The organism is Bacillus sp. V5-8f, assembly GCF_002863565.1.
Lineage (GTDB): Bacteria > Bacillota > Bacilli > Bacillales > DSM-1321 > Peribacillus.
In genome coordinates, this window is record NZ_PGUW01000001.1 from 1 (window position 1) to 17,215 (window position 17,215).

Below are 17,215 nucleotides of genomic sequence, written 5' to 3' on the forward strand. Positions count from 1 at the left end.
CCTCGGCTGGACGGCCCATTTGTTGAAGCTGTGTCGCCTCACGAATCGCACGCTCGATTTTCTCTGCCGCCTGCTTCGGCATCTCCGGTGCCTTCACCGCTTCTTTTACCTGCTCAATGGCTTTCGATAGAACCGGTTCCTGACGGACACTTTCTTTAATGATCTGTATACTTGTGATCTTTTTTCCAACTTCATTTTCTTTTTTCTGCGTTGACCTTTCTAAAATCATCTTAGGGTCAAAGGGTACATCCATTTCGTCCATAATCTGCATTAATGATCCTGAGAGAGATTTTCCATTTAAAGCCTCGTGCACAGATATTAAATTAGTAGTTGTTATACTAATATTTTTTTTTGCAATCATTCTTAAAGAATCAATTTTTTGTTCAAGTGTACCTGGATCTGACCTAAGAAAGTGTTTTATTGAAATAATGTTTTCTTTGGATAGGAGGATATTTCTAGAGACAAAAGGTTCAATAGCTTGTTTCAACTCTTTATTTTTTGATTGAGAGCCAACTGTTATTTCATTTAACGCTTCATTTTCATCTATATGATGTGTATTTGTAGGAATTTGTCTCACAGTCAAATTCCCTTCATGTTTGGTTATCTCCACCATGGTTTTAACACTATCAGGTATATTCCCTTCAAATTCTACCGTTTGCTCGGAGCCTTTTAATAAAACAATCGCTTTCCGATCATCTAATCTGCTTTTAATGGTAACTTGAGTTATGTCACCCACTTTAGGTGGTAGGTTAACTTCATTGGTTTTGTATTTGTTTATTAAATTATCATTAGTAATCTGCATTATGTTCACGTCCCGTTCAATTAACCTTAATGCTCTTAATAATATATCGGCATGAAAAATTGGATTTACATTGTAAACGGGTTCCGAAAAAGAATAAGTACAAAAGGACTATTTCTTAAATTTTTAATTAAAGTAACAAAATTTCCTAGAAAGAGAAATGTTTCCATTGGTTAAAAAATTGATTCATCATCACTTTTTGTGATTTAACGTAAAAAGGAAAACACTTTTAACTTCCTGGCAATAATGTTAGCACCACACCAAACATTAAGAGGAGGTTTTCCCGTGTTTTCCGTGTTACTAGAATTGCCAGAGTTTGAAGTTGTTAATCAAGAAACTTTTCCAACTCATTATTTAGTCCATGTCATGAAAAACGCAGAAGAGGACCGATGCCCTCATTGTGGCTTTACCAGTCTATCTGTCCATGATAAAAGGACAAGGAAAGTTCGAGATATATCGGTTCTTAATAAGCCGTTGTTCTTATTGGTTTTTGTGAAGAGATATCGCTGCCAAAATTGTCAGGAAGTATTTTCGGATTCTTTTGAATCTGTTGCTTCACACCAGCACTACACCAATCGTTTTCGTTTATTTATCTATGACCAAGTCCTTGGAACAACCATTCAGGATATTAGCCGGAAATATCAAATTGCTTACTCAACCGTGGAACGTATATTTTATTCAGTGGCTCACGAAAAGGCTAATCATCATCAATTAGTCATGCATGACATTCAAAACGGCCAAGACATTTCCTTGAGTCTTGATGAAATCTCCATTCGCAAAGGGCACAAATATGAAACCGTTCTTTATAAGCCAATTAAGGCGCTGTCATGGGCATGAATCAGCATCGGGATTTTGAATTCACACTAAAACTATTATCACTAAAAGTCGCCCATCCTGAACAGGTAAAAAATGTTGTGGTAGACATGTAGGATCCATTTCACAAGGTCATTCGGCGGGCTTTTCCAAAGGCCTATATCATTGTCGATAAGTATCATGTCGTTCAAAAAGTAACTCAAGCATTGGATCAGGTACGCAAGAAAATTCCCGAGCTAAAAAAAGCCCGATTTGTTCTTTTGAAACAGTTATGAACATGTAAAGGGAAAGCATCGGGAAAGACTAGATGAATTATTAGATACACACGAAAGTCTGGCTTACGGGTACTATCTTAAAGAATTATTCAGAGACTTTTATAAATCAACGGATTATGAAACAGCATACCGTTTATTAAAGGAATGGCTTCAACTAGCTTGGAGCAGTCCTTTTCCATCTTTTCATGAGGCAGCTAAAACGATTGAAAATTGGAAGAAGCAAATTCTTCAATACTTCATAACACCGTATACAAATGGGCGCACAGAAGGGAGAAATCATAAAATCAAAAATATTAAACGGCAAGCTTATGGATATTGAAACGTTCACCGATTTAGGACACATATATTTTTAGAGTGTACAGGAAAGAATTATGTGAAACAGGTATCCTAGCCCTTCTTCTTCAGCATTTTAGTGGATCATATTTGTTAGAAAATAAGCCGTCAAGGAAAGCGCTTGACCGCTTATTTCTTACCAACTGGCCGGTCTGTAAGCTGAAGAAGGAGTTAGTGTGATCGGCTTAAATCTAGCGAACTTATTGCCAGAATTTTTTCCGAATCACAAACAATGGTGAAGAGACAAAAAACTTAATACTCAACACATTGGCAACTCTTAATGGTTTAAGAAATCACAAAATGCTAGATAATAATAGCGAGACTCTATTAATACTGGCTAACTTAGTTCACCATTAAACTGGTAAATAAAAATAAGAACAATCCTTTAAACAAAACCTATTCTTTTTGTGATTGTTTTATAGCCCTCATACCCATCACTATTTCTACTGCTTTTTCTCTCTACAACTGTAAATTTCCCAATAAGAAAAGCACCTCCAAATGGTAGACCTAAGTCTAACAATTAGGGTGCAGTTCAAAAGAGCTATTTTAAACAATTTAAGATTAACGAAGAAGTTTAAGCATTCCTTGTGGCTGTTGGTTAGCTTGAGCCAACATCGCTTGAGCTGCTTGAGAAAGAATGGAATTCTTCGTTTGTTCCATCATTTCTTTTGCCATGTCTACATCACGGATACGAGACTCAGCTTGAGTAAGATTTTCCTCAGAAATAGCCGAAACAGCCATGGCTTTCTCCAAACGGTTTTGATATGCCCCTAGACGGGAACGTTCAGAAGATACATAGGCAATCGCTCCATCAAAGATGGATATGTTATCATCTGTTTTATTTAAGATGTTAATATTATCGATACCTAGAGACTTACTCGTCACATTGACTAATTCAATGTTAATCCCTGGTCCAGCCCGCATGGCTGTCGGTGCTGCGCTAAAGGTGGGCCAATTCTCCACAAACGCTGTTAAAGGATTTGGCAAATCCGTATTGACCATATCTGGAACCGTCGTGTCATCATCTCCACCGCCGATAGCTCCTGTGTCCGTATCAGTAAAATCAATATTAGAGTTGGCTAATGTCGCATTCGCCTTAAAATCTGCAATAAAGCCTGCTGTATTATAACCTAAAAGATCAGTTAAGGCTTGATCTAACGTCTTTTCATTCCCTCCAACTGAGGCAACTTTTATCTCTGTAAATAAATCAGCAATTCCTTTAGCAGGATCGGCTACTGTTATCTTCGCATCTAAATATTTCACAGCAGCATAGGCCGCTGAATAGTCTGCACTCGTACTGTCCCAAGAATCAATTTCGCTTTTTAGTGTAGCAAAATCAGCCCCGTTATTGGAATCTCCCGCTAAACGTTCGTCCGCACCAGTAATAAACTCTGCTGTACCTTCTATGAACCATGTAGGAAGGTCACGCATATTCGTCGTTCTTCCCATGATGGCATGTGTCATTTCATGGGCAATGATCCGGTCATTCGAGATCCAGGATCCTCCACCATTGGGCATGGAAACAGGTGAAAAATCACTCATATCTAATACTAATTTTTGGTTAAAGTACCTTCCGTCAGCACCTGTCGTGTAGTAAGAACCCTGTACCCATGCGACTCTTCCATCACCTGAGTTCTGGATAAACTGGATGTCTAAAGGGGCATCATCTGTTCCTGCCTGAAGACCGTAACGAGTGAGTACCAGATCTTCACTGTTCTTCAGCCAATATTTCTGAAGTGCTTCGACTGCCTTCTGTTGTTCTGCATTATCGGCTGATGAAGTAACATTTAATACTTTAATCGTATTAAATTCCATGCTGGTTGCAATACGGTCGACTTCTTTTACAACCTGATCCACTTCACCCTGTATGGCTTTGCGGTCATTATCGGTCAGCGTATCGTTTTTCGCTTGAACTGATATTTCCCTTCCCCGCTGCAGCAAGGCATGGATTTCCTCCATTCCCCCTTCTGCGGTCTGGAGCATAGAGATGCTGTCCTGCATATTTTGCTGTTCCTGTGCCAAGCCTCTAATCTGTGCTCTCATTTTTTCAGAAATAGCAAGACCTGCTGCATCGTCACCAGCTCGGATGATGCGTAATCCCGATGACAATTTCTGCATAGACTTGCTCATTATTGAGCTGTTTGATAATAACTGGCGATGGGTGTTTAAAGCAGTAATATTATGATGAATGTTCACACATAGTATCCTCCTCTCTCGATGACGTGTAGATCCTAAAAATCTATATAAAAAAGACCTTAGGATATTCCTAAGGCCCTCCTTTAAGAAGCGACTAAAATTAACGAAGTAATTGAAGTACCCCTTGTGGCTGTTGGTTAGCTTGAGCCAACATCGCTTGAGCAGCTTGAGAAAGAATAGAGTTCTTCGTTTGGTTCATCATTTCTTTCGCCATGTCTACGTCACGTACGCGAGACTCAGCAGCTGTTAAGTTTTCAGAAGATGTTCCAAGGTTGTTGATAGTGTGTTCTAATCTATTTTGGTATGCGCCAAGTTTTGAACGTTCAGCTGAAACGGTTTTGATTGCATCATCTAAAGTTGAAATTGCTGCAGTAGCACGTGCTGAAGTAGTTACATCCACCTTATTAATGTGTAAATCAGCAGTTTTCATAGATTCAATTCCAACGTTTAACGTTTGGTTTGAATTAGAGCCTATTTGGAACGTTAGCTCACCAGTTGTTCCGCCTGCAGCATTTTCAGCTTTGCGAGTTACTAGTGTTATAGAATCTCCAACTTTCATGTTATTTACATCAAGTTTAACATCTATTCCACCACCAACAGTGATTTGCGTAGCAGCAGCGTTTGCAAGACCTGTAGTAGTAGCCGATGCTCCAGTAGATTCGGTTGTAATTTCATAGCTATAAGTGTTTGCAGTAGCATCATATGCAGTTAATTTAACAACAAAAGTATCGTCAGCCGTTACTTCTCCAGTACTAGCTGCACCGTTAGTGATACCAGTAGTTGCTATTACAGCACCAAAATCACCAGTTTTACTAGTTACAGCAGCTGTTTCATCTTTGAATGTTTTTGCACCCTTGTCACCATTAAGTAATTTTTGAGTGTTAAATTCAGTATTGTTAGCAATACGATCAATTTCGTCTTTTAACTGTTTAACTTCTTTTTGTAATTCTGCACGGTCATCAGCAGTGTTTGTATCATTTGTAGATTGAACTGCTAATTCTCGCATACGCTGAAGAATATCATGTGTTTCATTTAACGCACCTTCAGCTGTTTGAATTAACGAAATACCATCCTGAGCGTTACGAGATGCTTGATCCAAACCACGGATCTGTCCACGCATTTTCTCAGAGATAGCAAGACCAGCTGCATCATCTCCTGCACGGTTGATACGAAGACCAGAAGATAATTTCTCCATTGATTTACCTTGTGCTGCAGAAGCACTAGATAACTGACGATGTGTGTTAAGAGCCGCAATATTGTGATTAATACGCATTTGTTTTTCCTCCTTGAATATATGGTTCACATCCTTGTGAACCTTCATAAAATTGTGAGTTGGCAAGGTCGGCCGCCCTTGCTTTCCTCTTACAATTATTATATCGTCTATTCGCTCATTATTTTTAATAGTTTTATCATTTATTTTGATTATTTTTAGTAATTATCTCAAGGAGATTACTGATTAAAGAAGACGCTTCCTGGTTCTCTGCCTGGATCTCTTCAAAGAGCTCTTTCCTGACTATTTCAATGTCCCTTGGAGCGCTAATACCTATTTTTACTTGGTCATTCTTTGCTGAAATAATCGTAATTTCAATGTCTTCACCAATCTTTATACTTTCCCCGTTCTTTCTTGTAAGTACAAGCATATTTATCGCTCCTTTGCTGTTACAAATAAGGGATGCTTTGTTTTGTAGTCAGGGTGATTCAAGATCACCTGTTTTGCTAATCGTTTAACCGAACTTATAACAATTGGTGCTTGCAGGTTGGCGGTTGTTTTTTCAAAAGGGTCTTGTACCGTCAAGATGGAAAACACCTGAACTTGCTCTGTAGATTCTAATTGTAACTGTTCAACAGTTGCATCATCCAATGTAAAATCATATTCTTTAAAAAATGAAAATGGGGTGGATATCACAAAAGCTAGCCCAGGAGTTTGTGTGGACTGTAAGATGAACAGATCTGCTTCCTCTGCCAGAGGCAAAATTGTAAAGCTTGTTTCTTCCCCGAATCCAGGCAACCCTTTTTCAAAAGTTATTATTTTATTTTCTTCAACTTCAGTTTCACCATGATACTTTGTGAATAATTTCAAGTTTTCCACTCCTTTATAGATATAATTCGTGACTGCTACCTGTGGTCATATTTTCAAAACTTATTTTTAAGGATTGATATTGTCTTACTCCAAACTGAACTTGTGATGGTGTATAAGAAATTTGCGGCGTATTGGCTTTGATGTTTATATTTGGTTTGTTCACCCTAACATTAATGTCTAACTTACCCGGGTTGTAATCAATTGTGACAGATTTATAAGATGGCACAAAGCCAATATTCACCTGTTGTTGAGTTTCCTGACTGTTCCTTTTCGCCTGGGCGGCCATCACATTTCCACCATTTTCGATTTTCATGAGTTCCGCTCCATCCTGTACCCTGCGTGCGACACCTTCTAACCATCCTGAATAGCCAGATTGGGAATATTCCTCAATTCTTCTTTTAGCGCTTTTTAAATCTACATCTTCGCGGGCTTTTGTTTGGTCAATTGTCAGGCGTGAGGGGGAGCGCTCTATTGTAATTTCGGCACTTGGCTGTTCAATATACACGTCGGCAGGAGACTGTTGAATAGATAGATGTTCTTTTGTTGTTTTTATATCTATTAATGCAAACTGACTCTGCAACCGAATTTGTGGTGAAATCATATGTTCTCCCCTCTCTCTTACTTAAACTCTATGAAAAAAAGCCATTCCCAAGAGAAATAGCTTTTACTGAATTTATCTTAAAAAGTCCATCAGCGTCGGCTGAATGATTCTTGCCCCGACACTTAGTGCAGCACGGTGAACGCTTTCCTGGACTGTTAAATCGGTAATGACTTTTTCTATATCGACATCTTCATTATCAGAGAGAACCCTATTTGATATGATTTCCTGCTGTCCGATTCGGGAATCAATGATTTCAAGCCGATTATAGCGAGCACCCATTTCTGATCGCTCCGCAGATATGCCCTCCATCACACTATCTAGACGTGAAAGCAGGCTTTCGAGCTTTTCCTGCTGCCCAGAGTCCAGTGACGACTGTGCCTCACCCACTACGTTAAATAGCTCTTGGCTGAAAACTTCAGACGGAGAGATATTTGCTTTTAATTCAACCCCCCGGGAAACTTCAACATTATAACTATTTATTGCCGGGTCATCGACATTTGATGCAACCTTGAAAGTTGTTTCGTCAACAACTGGATTACCGACATCCGTGCCATGGAAGATATATCGACCGCCTACCTTTGTATTGGCTACCTTGGCTAAGTCCTCTTTTATTTGCTCAACTTCTCGCGCTATTGCTGACTGATCTTGTGTGGTTAATGTGCCATTATTAGCTTGCACCATCAACTCGCGGAGGCGCTGAAGTCCCTGCTGCGCCTGGTCAACCCCAGCTTCTGAATTTTCCATCCATAAATATAACTCGGAAAGATTACGTTTATACTGTTCCACTTCTGATAAGTTGGAACGGTAATACATTCCCTTCATCGCTACAACTGGGTCGTCGGACGGTTTAGTAATCTTTTTATTTGTCGCTAATTGATCCTGATATTTTCCCATCTGAGCATAACTTTTAGTTAAGTTGCGCAATGAATTGGAAGCTAGCATGCCTTGTGTAATTCTCATCTTATTTCACCTACCATTAGCGGCCTCCCGTGCCCATGCCGTTGATAATTTTATCCAAAAGTTCATCCTGTAACGTAATCATCCTCGCTGACGCGTTGTAGGCATGCTGAAATTGAATCATGTTCGTCATTTCTTCATCAAGTGAAACGGAACTGACGGACATTCTACGTTCCTGAACGGCCTGTTGCAGCAGACCGGTATTTCCTGTCAATCTTTTCGCTTCCTGAGCGTTTACAGCCATCCCACCAATAGCCGATTCAAAATAATTGCGGAAATTTGCATTGGTTCCAGTTGAGTACTCATAATTATTATTGATGACCTCACTAAGGAGTCTGATGTTACTGCCATCCCCCTGGTTCATGCTTTTGGCGGTTGCGACATTATCATAGTTATCCATAATTGCACTACTAACTGAAATCCTGCCTGCAATACCCTTTTTTTGATCACTGCTTTCAGAGTCAAGTTTGACTGTACCGTCAGCGAAAAAGTCCGAAGCAACGATGTTGTCATTATTTTTGACAACTTGATGATAAGTCTTTCCTGAATTGTGCACCTTATTAAACTCGACTCCAAATGTATAAGCCAAATTATCGAGTTCGTTCAGCATATCAGGATAAGTCCCAACACTTGACCCATTGTTTTCATATCCGTATGACTCGATTAATCCAAAAAGTTTTCCCTTTGAAAAGGTTTCTCGATCAAAATTAATAGTAGCAGCGCCCACTTGGATCGTTTTTACGGAGCCATCTGTACCGTCAATTGACACCTTTATCTGACTCATACCTGATTGAGAGATTAGATTACCAATTTCGGCTCCTGTTTGGTCAATTAATTTAACGACTGCCTGTCCTTCGGCAAGTGGAGATAAATTTCCCCCACTGCCCACGAATTCAACCTTTATGTCAACAAGAGCAGAAAGCTCATCCAGTAATCGGTCTCTTTCATCATATAAATCATTTGGCACAAGACCATGTGGTTCGACCTGGCTGATTTGATTGTTTAATGCGCTTATTTGCTGCAAACGTGAATTAATTTCCTTTTCTGTTACAGCAATCTCATTTTTCAAGTCTGTTTTAACAGATTGAAGAGACTGCGATAAATAATTGAATGTTTCAGCAACAGCAACACCACGCTGGACTACCACTGATCGTGCACCTGCATTTGTTGGATCGACTGCCAGGTCCTGAAGCGATTGCCAAAACATATCCATCGACTTGGATAACCCTGTATCAGATGGTTCATTCATAATTTCTTCCATTTTTGCAAGAGCCTCTGATTTTGTTTCCCAATATGCCAACTTATTGCTTTCATCACGATACTGAATATCTAAAAAACTTTCACGAACACGTTGTATTGACCCCGCTTGAACCCCGGTTCCAATAGATCCAGGTATTTGTGGTCGATTCAAGCCAATCCCTGGGTAAGCTTCAGTCTGTTCAAAGTTAACACGTTGCCGGGTATAGCCTGGTGTGTTAGCGTTAGCGATGTTATGTCCTGTCGTATGAAGTGCACTCTGCTGAGTAAACATTCCTCGACGTGCGGTCTCTAGTCCCATAAAGGTTGAACGCATTAGTCCAAAACCTCCGATTAAATAGTTTGTTATGCCTTAGAGTCAAAAATTGATTTAATGGCATTCTGGTCAACATTAATAGGTTGAGCCGGTCTTTCATAATTGTAGGTTTGTTCCCTAGGCACGAGTAATTCCATGGATATATTCAAAAACTGCAACGATTGCTGAAGTAGCTGCTGGTTTAAATGGTTCCGGTCCTTTAGCTTAGCCACTTCTTCAAGCAGTTCGTCCTTTAATTCTTGTAAAGCCTCCGCTTCTGACGTAGAGGAATATTCTATTACTCTAGTAATAGTGAAAGCCTCATCTGCTGCTCCAGCTTTGTCTACCATTTCCCTAGTTACTGTTTCTCTCTCTTTTTCTAACGATTGAATAGCTTTTATTAATTTTTGTTCCTCCAACAGCAGTCCTTGGAGGGCACCGATGTCTCCTTTTTTTATGATTTCTGTTTTACTGTTTGCTAATTCACCTAGGTTTTTATGTAGGTCGACTAGCTTTTCCAGTAAAAGGATGATTTGTCTGGCAGACATTGTACTCCCTCCATGGCTAAGTGTTTACTTAATAGTTGTACGAACAGACTTAGGGCCGCCCGGATTTTTATTTTTTAAAGTAAAAATCAATAATACTCTTCGCTGTAGCGTTTGCATCGACCTTGTATGTGCCGTTTTCCAGTTGCTTTTTTAGTTCATCGACCCGAGCCTGTCGTTGTTCCGGAATCTGTGATGAATTCTGGAGCTCTTTTGCTTGTGAGGAAATCTCCAGCTTGTCAGCCTTCATACCGGAAGCTTTTGTATTTTCTATTTTGTTGAAATTGCGATTGTATGGGTTAACCCCTGACGGACCAATATTATTAATTTTCATTTTGCAACCCTCTCTTTCGACCGAATTACGATTCTCTCTGTATGTATTATCGGCAAAAGATTTATATTTTTCATTTGTTAAAAAAAGTTTTTGTTGACATCTTTTTCATTTTCAATGTCGAACTCAGGACTTATATACTAATTACTTCTCCGAATATACATTGTTGAATTTATTAATCGATTCAAAAATAGCCTAGAATCCCCCTATACGCATGTATTTTAAGTCCTTAGTATTAATTTTGTTCAGAAGAAAAATAAATAAAAATACCCGTATGTTTTTTACGGGTACTTAACATTTATTTCATTGTTTTTCTAATCCCTATGCGTAAAATAAGCAGCGGACTTACCCCGTTTCTCGATGTCCTCTTTGCGTGCTTCTTCTTTTTCATAGTGGCGTAATTCGGATTGAAGGCTAATCCTGCATTCATCACATATTCTACCTTCACGGACTATTTTTCCGCATTTTTCGCATGGAACTCCTAAATTAGGGAATTGGGCAGTGCGAATCCTTCCGCTTTTTACGAATTTAATAATCAAGTCCTCTTCGACACCTGTTGCCTCTACAACCTGAGATATCGTCGCTGTACGATTTTCCCGTTTGCGGATATATTGATAAACCAATTCATATTTATTTTCTTCTTCTTTATAGCAAGCATCGCACACATCACGGAATTTATTTTTCACAAATAGTGCATCACAGTTTGGACAGTTCGTTAATTCCATTCCATTTTCCCCCTAGTGGAAACTTTTCCTTATGCCCATTATATCGAACGTTTTTCAGGGGAAATTTAGGCTTTTTGAAATTAATTTTAAAAGTTAGCGAGCTAATGTTAGGGAATTTACTTCTGCGGCTCCAAATTGTTTAAGAATTTTTGCTGCATGCCTTAGTGTAGAGCCCGTCGTATAAATGTCATCAATAAGAAGGATATTTTTATCTTTAATCGATTCGGGATGTATTACCTGAAACACTTGGGCTAAACTGATTCGCTCTTGCCTTGTTTTTTTCGACTGCTTTTCAGTATGAAGTCTCAATAGCACCTCGTTTGTCTCCATGCCAGCCGTTTCCACTAGAGCCTTCGCCTGGTTAAAGCCCCGTTCGGTCAAGCGCTCTTGGCTCAATGGAATCGGAACAATTATGTCATATTTCAGCCGCTTTATTGTTTCTGCAACATATGGTGCAAAAGCGTCAGCTAAAGCGTAATCTCCGCGATACTTATACTTCGCGATTACCTCTCTTAAAAATTCATTGTAATGCAAAAGGGAAAGGTTTGCGGATAAAAATCCTCTCCACTCGCTATCATTTTCCCACCTAACACAATCCAGGCATAGTCCATCTTTTTGATACTTTTCCTCAAGCTCCCGGGAACACATCCGGCACCTTTCTCTGGATAAAAACTCTAGTTTTCCTTTACAGTCGTTACAGATTTTTTCGTCATTAGTTGTATACCAAATATTTTTCCATGAAAAAACTGTGTCGATTTCCTCACCGCATATAAGGCATTTCTTATTTTTAAACATCTAGCAGACCCCGTTTCCGTGCTTCTTCATTCATCGCCTGTATATGCTTTATAGCTTGTACCATGTCATTGCTTTTTCCGTAATGGAAAAACGTCACCGACCCACTTGGATGTTTTACGCTCCTGCCGACACGGCCAGCAATCTGGACAAGGGCACTTTCATTGAAAACTGTATGTTCTGAGCCGATAACTGCCACATCCAACATTGGGATTGTGACGCCACGTTCCAAAATTGTTGTAGTCAGCAATCCGGGAACCCTCCCTTCCCTAAGTGCTGTCACTTTTTCTTTCCGATCGGAGTCCTGTGAGTGAACAGCAAGAAGTCCACTGTCCAGAAGCTGAAATAATGGAAGGGCCTGTTCCATAACTTTTATACTTGGAAAAAATAGTAGAATCGGAGTTTTGGATTGAAGCCGCTCCTTTACCCATTCTGCTATGACTACTGGGATTGTTTTGTTCTCAAATTGCCGTTTCCAGTTTCCACACCAATACATGCTTGGTAACGGGATCGGATGCCGGTGGAATCGGGCCGGGATTGTTACGGCCTGAAGTTTTCGACTAGCGTATGCTATTTGCATTTTTTTAGAAGGAGTTGCCGTTAAAAGGATGGTAGCTGAAGTTTCTTTTTTTGCTTTCTTAACAGCAAATTGAAGGGAAGTATCCATTGAATAGGGAAAGGCATCTACCTCGTCAATAATGATCGTATCAAAAGCTTTTTGGAACCGGAAAAGCTGATGGGTGGTCGAGACTGTAAGAGGAGCAACATGGTGTCTATCTTCACTGCCGCCATAGAGGGCAGCAACCTCAATATGAGGAAAGGCTTTTTTAAGCCTCGGGACAAGCTCTAGAACCACATCAGTGCGTGGCGTTGCAATGCAGACTCTTTTTCCTGACAGCAGGGCTGCTTCGATTCCTTTGAAAAGCACTTCCGTTTTTCCAGCACCGCATACTGCCCAGACTAACAACTCTTCATTGTTTTGGACGGCGGAAGTGACCCTTTCAGATGCTACCCGCTGTCCCTCCGATAGCGTACCTTCCCACGCCAATACGTTAGCTGGTATTTCAAAAATAAATTCAGGACCACACCAGTAATATAATTTGGTACACTCGCTGACCCTGCCCATCATGATACAGGCGCGGCAGTACGCACAAGGTTTGCCGCAACGGCTGCAGGGGAAACGATAGAACATGTTTGGGTTCTTGTTTCCACAGCGGGCACAATGATATCGTCCTTCAACCGTCGTTACTCCAGCTGTGTAGGAGATGTATCCATTTTTCACATGATCATCCAAATCATGAAAAGGAATCTCTTCAGAGAGCAGAAGGCGTCCGAAGAAGTACTGCTGGAGTTGTGGTGAATAAACGAATGCTGAATTAGGGGGTTGGTTTTTCTTTTGAGAGGGGTTTTCGCTGGTGGAAGTGGGCAGGGGAAAGAACATGGAGATTAATTTTTCTAACAAACATGAAGACCTCCTTAATATTTATCACTAGTATTATTCGCCGATTTTTGCTAAATACCTTTTTGGAGGTTAAAAAAGCCCCGCCGGATTGGCAGGACACTTTGAATGTATGATTACTAAATCTTAAAGTAGTAACAATATAGGAAGTTGTTTTTTATTAGAAAGGAAGTTTTATGTTTATTCATCTAAATTTGATTGGGGGAGAGCTTGAAACTAGCTCACTTCACCTTATACCACCCCAACCCCATCCCTCCTTCTCCAAGATGGGTACCAATAACGGGGCCGAAGTAGCCAATATCAAATTTCACATTTGGCAGCTCGGGTTCAATCTCCGCTTTCCATAGCTTAGCCTCTTCTTCCCGTTTGGCATGAATAATGACCGCTTGATATTGGCTTCCATCAGCCGTGGCTTCTGTAAGTAATTCAACGATCCTTTTCATTGCTTTTTTACGGGTGCGAATTTTTTCAAAAGGCACAATCACCTTATTTTCGAAGTGGAGCAGCGGTTTTACCTGTAGAAGGCTTCCGATTAGTGCCTGTGCACCGCTCAGGCGTCCGCCTCTCTGTAGGTTGGTAAGATCATCAACCATGAAATAAGCGCGGACAGATTTTTTCATTTCATCCAGTCTGGCAAGGATTTCAGTAGGTGAGCTTCCGTCCAGTGCCATCCGGGCAGCTTCAATGACATAAAAACCCTGAACCATGCAACTAATTTCGGTGTCATAGGCATGGACATCAATTCCTTCCACCATTTCTCCTGCGGAAACGGCGCCCTGGTATGTGCCGCTGATCCCGCTCGATAAATGAACAGAAATAACAGCATCATATTCTTTTGAAAGCTCCTCAAACAACTCCACAAACTGCCCGATCGGAGGCTGTGATGTGGTCGGGAGCTTGTCTGCTTTTTTCATTTCTTCATAAAAGTCATCTGCTGATAAATCGACTTCTTCCCTGTACGCCTCTTGGCCAATGATGACGTTCAAAGAAATCATATGTATATGATACTTGTCGCGTATATCTTTCGGTATGTATGCAGTACTATCGGTAACGACTGCCGTTTTCATAGAATACAACCATCCTTATTCACAGATTTCTTCTCATTATATTTACCATTCTATAGGAAAATGACATGAAATGATATGAAAAGACGTCAAAAGGGGTCAGTCCCCCGCCGGTTTAACGCGTTACTGCGCCGGGGGACTGACCCCCAAACACAAATAAAAGAGAGCCGACCAAAGGGAGGCTCTCAACCATTGGGAGGCTCTCAACCATTTAGCGGCTCTCATTTATGAAATTGATTTATTTCACTTCCACCCAACCATTTTTGATGGCTGAAACTACGGCCTGGGTGCGGTCGTTGACGTTCATTTTTTGGAGGATGTTGCTGACATGGTTTTTGACGGTTTTTTCGCTGATGAACAGGGTTTCGCCAATTCCACGGTTGCTTTTTCCGTCTGCGAGGAGCTGGAGCACTTCGCATTCACGGCGAGTCAAGAGGTGCAATGGCCTTCTAATTTCGATTGCTTGTGAAGAGTCGCCGTCAGATCTTTCATCTGATGCTAGTCTGCGATATTCGCGGACTAAGTTATGGGTTACCTTTGGATGCAGGTAAGAACCGCCGTCTGCGACTACCTTGACTGCTTCGATTAGAGCGTCAGCATCCATTTCTTTTAACAGGTAGCCTGATGCTCCTGTTTTTAACGCGTGCTGTACATAGTTTTCATCGTCATGAATCGACAGGATGATAACTTTTGTATCCGGATAGCGTTCTACCAGCATTTTGGTAGCTTCTACTCCGTTGATGTTTGGCATATTGATATCCATGATGACGACATCCGGGTTGTGTTCTTCAACGATGGCCATTGCCTCGCTTCCATCATCACCCTCTGCCACAACTTCAAATGATGGTTCAAAATCCAAAATCCGCTTTACACCTTCGCGGAACAATTGATGGTCATCTATGATAGTGATAGTCGTTTTCAATGAGTTCGCCCCCTAAGTTCACTTACAATCATTTTTGTTCTCTGTTTAAAAACATACTATTTGTCCGCCTTTGGATGCACTTTTAAATAGAACTGCAAATCGGGCGGGTTTCCTCTTATTTATAAACGAATCTTTTATTTCTTCAATGGTACTTGGATGAACACTAAAGTGCCTGCTCCAGGATGGGAATCGATGGACATTTCACCTTCAAGCAATTCCACTCTTTCCTTCATTCCCATTAAGCCGAACGATCCTTCTTTTTGCTGGGTGGAATCAAAGCCTTTGCCGTCGTCTTTTATCGAGACGGAGACCATTTCTTTTGTCATCGCTAGTTTTACAATAATGTTCCGAGGACTAGCGTGCTTCAAGGCGTTCTGAACCGCTTCCTGAATCAGGCGGAACAATGCCACCTCCATGTCGGAAGGCAGCCTTTTCTCCTCGCCCAGGTTTTTGAATTCCAGAAGTACTCCATCGTTATACTCTTCGACTGTTTGCAAATATTTTTTGAGGGTAGGGATCAACCCTAAATCGTCAAGTGCCATCGGACGTAAATCGTAAATAATCCGGCGCACCTCATAGAGGGCATTCCGAACCATTGATTTGAGGCTGTGAATTTCCGTGAGCGCCTCACGCGCCCCTCGATCACGGTAAACACGTTCAATCAGGTCGGAACGCATCATCACGTTTGCCAGCATCTGCGCAGGCCCATCATGAATTTCCCTGGACAGCTTTTTCCTTTCTTCTTCCTGGGCCTCGATGATTTTCAAACCAAATTCCTGCTTCCTCAGCGCATCTGCAAGCGCCTCCCCAACATGCCGTAAATCACTCGTTAAATAATTTAAAACAACGGATATTTGCGTTACGAGATGTTCCGCACGGGCAATGGTTTGCTGCAGCGCTTTTAGCCTTCGTTCTAGATCATCCCGCCTTAACCGCAGCTGTTTTTCCTGCTGGCGGTTCATTTGAAGGTCAACCTGCAGATTATGGGCCCGCTCGTAAGCATCGCGGACCTGGGCTTCATTATACTGAGAGAAATGCATGCTTACTTCCGATAATCTTTTTCTAGCGAAGCGCGCACTCACTTCTAGGGAATCGCCTTCAGCAATCGTGATGGCCACCTGGCGCTTCACTTCTTCAAGTTCTTTTGTTAGTTCTTCAAAATCACGCCGGCATTGCTCTTCAATCTCGAAGATCTCTGATTTGCTCTCACCGACTGTGCTCACCATCGTTTCCAGAATTTTGTCAAGTGCCTTAGCATCTACTTTATTCAAGGCCATACTGATTCCTCCGTTTAATTGTAACAGGAGTGTCATTTTTTATAGAATGCATTAAGTTTGCCGTTCAGTCCTCACAGCTCCTATGTATGCTAGCGTTCTAGTAATGTTACAAGTAAAAAACTTTTTTATTAGGTTTTTATTTAGTATACTTTTATCCTAATGCATATGGCCTCTAACAATCAAATGGTAGATTATATCATCATACTGTAAAAAAAGGAACGGATACTTGAAAGGAACCTCTCAAACCCTTATAAACACTGGATTCATAGTGTCTTTTTCGGCTGCGAAAAAGGAAAAATCCTGCTTTTTTACAAAAAATATTCTTTTAAGCATATGTTACTATCCTGAGATAGTACTTAATTCACCAAGAATAGTTAACATTATAGCATTTATATAGTCTTTTAATATTAAAGTTATTTTACGCTACCTTACTGTTTTATTACGAAAATGACCAAGTTTTCCCCGGTAGTGCATATAATGTGCTATTTGTTTGA

16 protein-coding genes and 1 pseudogene are annotated in these 17,215 nt (G+C 40.7%); 1 reads left to right on the forward strand and 16 read right to left on the reverse strand.

Annotated features, from left to right (window positions below; genetic code table 11):
* Nucleotides 1-802, reverse strand: an 802-nt coding sequence (locus CUU64_RS00005) for a hypothetical protein (RefSeq protein WP_142383577.1), incomplete at its 3' end; no start/stop codon positions are given.
* A gap of 282 nt (nt 803-1,084) precedes the next feature.
* On the opposite strand from CUU64_RS00005, the pseudogene CUU64_RS23320 reads away from it, so the two are divergent.
* A pseudogene (locus CUU64_RS23320) lies at nt 1,085-2,278 on the forward strand (ISL3 family transposase).
* A 503-nt stretch (nt 2,279-2,781) separates the two neighbouring features.
* Here CUU64_RS23320 and CUU64_RS00015 read toward each other — a convergent pair.
* The 15 genes from CUU64_RS00015 to CUU64_RS00085 all read right to left on the reverse strand — a co-directional run bounded on the left by CUU64_RS00015 (nt 2,782) and on the right by CUU64_RS00085 (nt 16,721).
* Nucleotides 2,782-4,416, reverse strand: a complete 1,635-nt coding sequence (locus CUU64_RS00015; protein WP_180954402.1) for a flagellinolysin — start codon at nt 4,414-4,416, stop codon at nt 2,782-2,784.
* A gap of 100 nt (nt 4,417-4,516) precedes the next feature.
* Nucleotides 4,517-5,689 (reverse strand): flagellin N-terminal helical domain-containing protein, encoded by a 1,173-nt coding sequence (locus tag CUU64_RS00020; RefSeq protein WP_101631233.1) that lies wholly within the window; start codon nt 5,687-5,689, stop codon nt 4,517-4,519.
* A 136-nt stretch (nt 5,690-5,825) separates the two neighbouring features.
* Entirely contained in the window at nt 5,826-6,056 is a 231-nt protein-coding gene (csrA, locus tag CUU64_RS00025; protein WP_101631234.1) for a carbon storage regulator CsrA, read from the reverse strand.
* A gap of 2 nt (nt 6,057-6,058) precedes the next feature.
* Nucleotides 6,059-6,496, reverse strand: a complete 438-nt coding sequence (gene fliW, locus CUU64_RS00030) for a flagellar assembly protein FliW (RefSeq protein WP_101631235.1) — start codon at nt 6,494-6,496, stop codon at nt 6,059-6,061.
* 13 nt (nt 6,497-6,509) lie between these two features.
* Nucleotides 6,510-7,097 (reverse strand): DUF6470 family protein, encoded by a 588-nt coding sequence (locus tag CUU64_RS00035; RefSeq protein WP_101631236.1) that lies wholly within the window; start codon nt 7,095-7,097, stop codon nt 6,510-6,512.
* 72 nt (nt 7,098-7,169) lie between these two features.
* Entirely contained in the window at nt 7,170-8,057 is an 888-nt protein-coding gene (flgL, locus tag CUU64_RS00040; RefSeq protein ID WP_101631237.1) for a flagellar hook-associated protein FlgL, read from the reverse strand.
* Nucleotides 8,058-8,073: 16 nt separating this feature from the next.
* Entirely contained in the window at nt 8,074-9,627 is a 1,554-nt protein-coding gene (gene flgK / locus CUU64_RS00045) for a flagellar hook-associated protein FlgK (protein ID WP_101631238.1), read from the reverse strand.
* Between the two features lie 29 nt (nt 9,628-9,656).
* The gene (locus CUU64_RS00050) at nt 9,657-10,154 is read right to left on the reverse strand and encodes a flagellar protein FlgN (RefSeq protein ID WP_101631239.1); all 498 of its coding nucleotides are present in this window, start codon (nt 10,152-10,154) and stop codon (nt 9,657-9,659) included.
* A 67-nt stretch (nt 10,155-10,221) separates the two neighbouring features.
* Complete coding sequence (gene flgM, locus CUU64_RS00055) at nt 10,222-10,485, reverse strand: flagellar biosynthesis anti-sigma factor FlgM (RefSeq protein WP_101631240.1); 264 nt, start codon at nt 10,483-10,485, stop codon at nt 10,222-10,224.
* 311 nt (nt 10,486-10,796) lie between these two features.
* A complete protein-coding gene (locus CUU64_RS00060) occupies nt 10,797-11,207 on the reverse strand; it encodes a TIGR03826 family flagellar region protein (protein ID WP_101631241.1) in 411 nt (136 codons plus the stop codon).
* 93 nt (nt 11,208-11,300) lie between these two features.
* Entirely contained in the window at nt 11,301-12,002 is a 702-nt protein-coding gene (locus tag CUU64_RS00065; protein WP_101631242.1) for a ComFC family protein, read from the reverse strand.
* Nucleotides 11,995-13,461: an ATP-dependent helicase ComFA gene (locus CUU64_RS00070; RefSeq protein WP_257985330.1), complete on the reverse strand. Its 1,467-nt coding sequence runs from the start codon at nt 13,459-13,461 to the stop codon at nt 11,995-11,997. Before CUU64_RS00070 ends, CUU64_RS00065 begins: the two co-directional genes overlap by 8 nt.
* 218 nt (nt 13,462-13,679) lie before the next feature.
* The gene (locus tag CUU64_RS00075) at nt 13,680-14,525 is read right to left on the reverse strand and encodes a DegV family protein (protein WP_101631243.1); all 846 of its coding nucleotides are present in this window, start codon (nt 14,523-14,525) and stop codon (nt 13,680-13,682) included.
* A gap of 235 nt (nt 14,526-14,760) precedes the next feature.
* Entirely contained in the window at nt 14,761-15,444 is a 684-nt protein-coding gene (locus tag CUU64_RS00080) for a response regulator (RefSeq protein WP_101631244.1), read from the reverse strand.
* A gap of 134 nt (nt 15,445-15,578) precedes the next feature.
* Nucleotides 15,579-16,721, reverse strand: a complete 1,143-nt coding sequence (locus tag CUU64_RS00085) for a sensor histidine kinase (RefSeq protein ID WP_180954403.1) — start codon at nt 16,719-16,721, stop codon at nt 15,579-15,581.
* Nucleotides 16,722-17,215 lie beyond the last annotated feature (494 nt).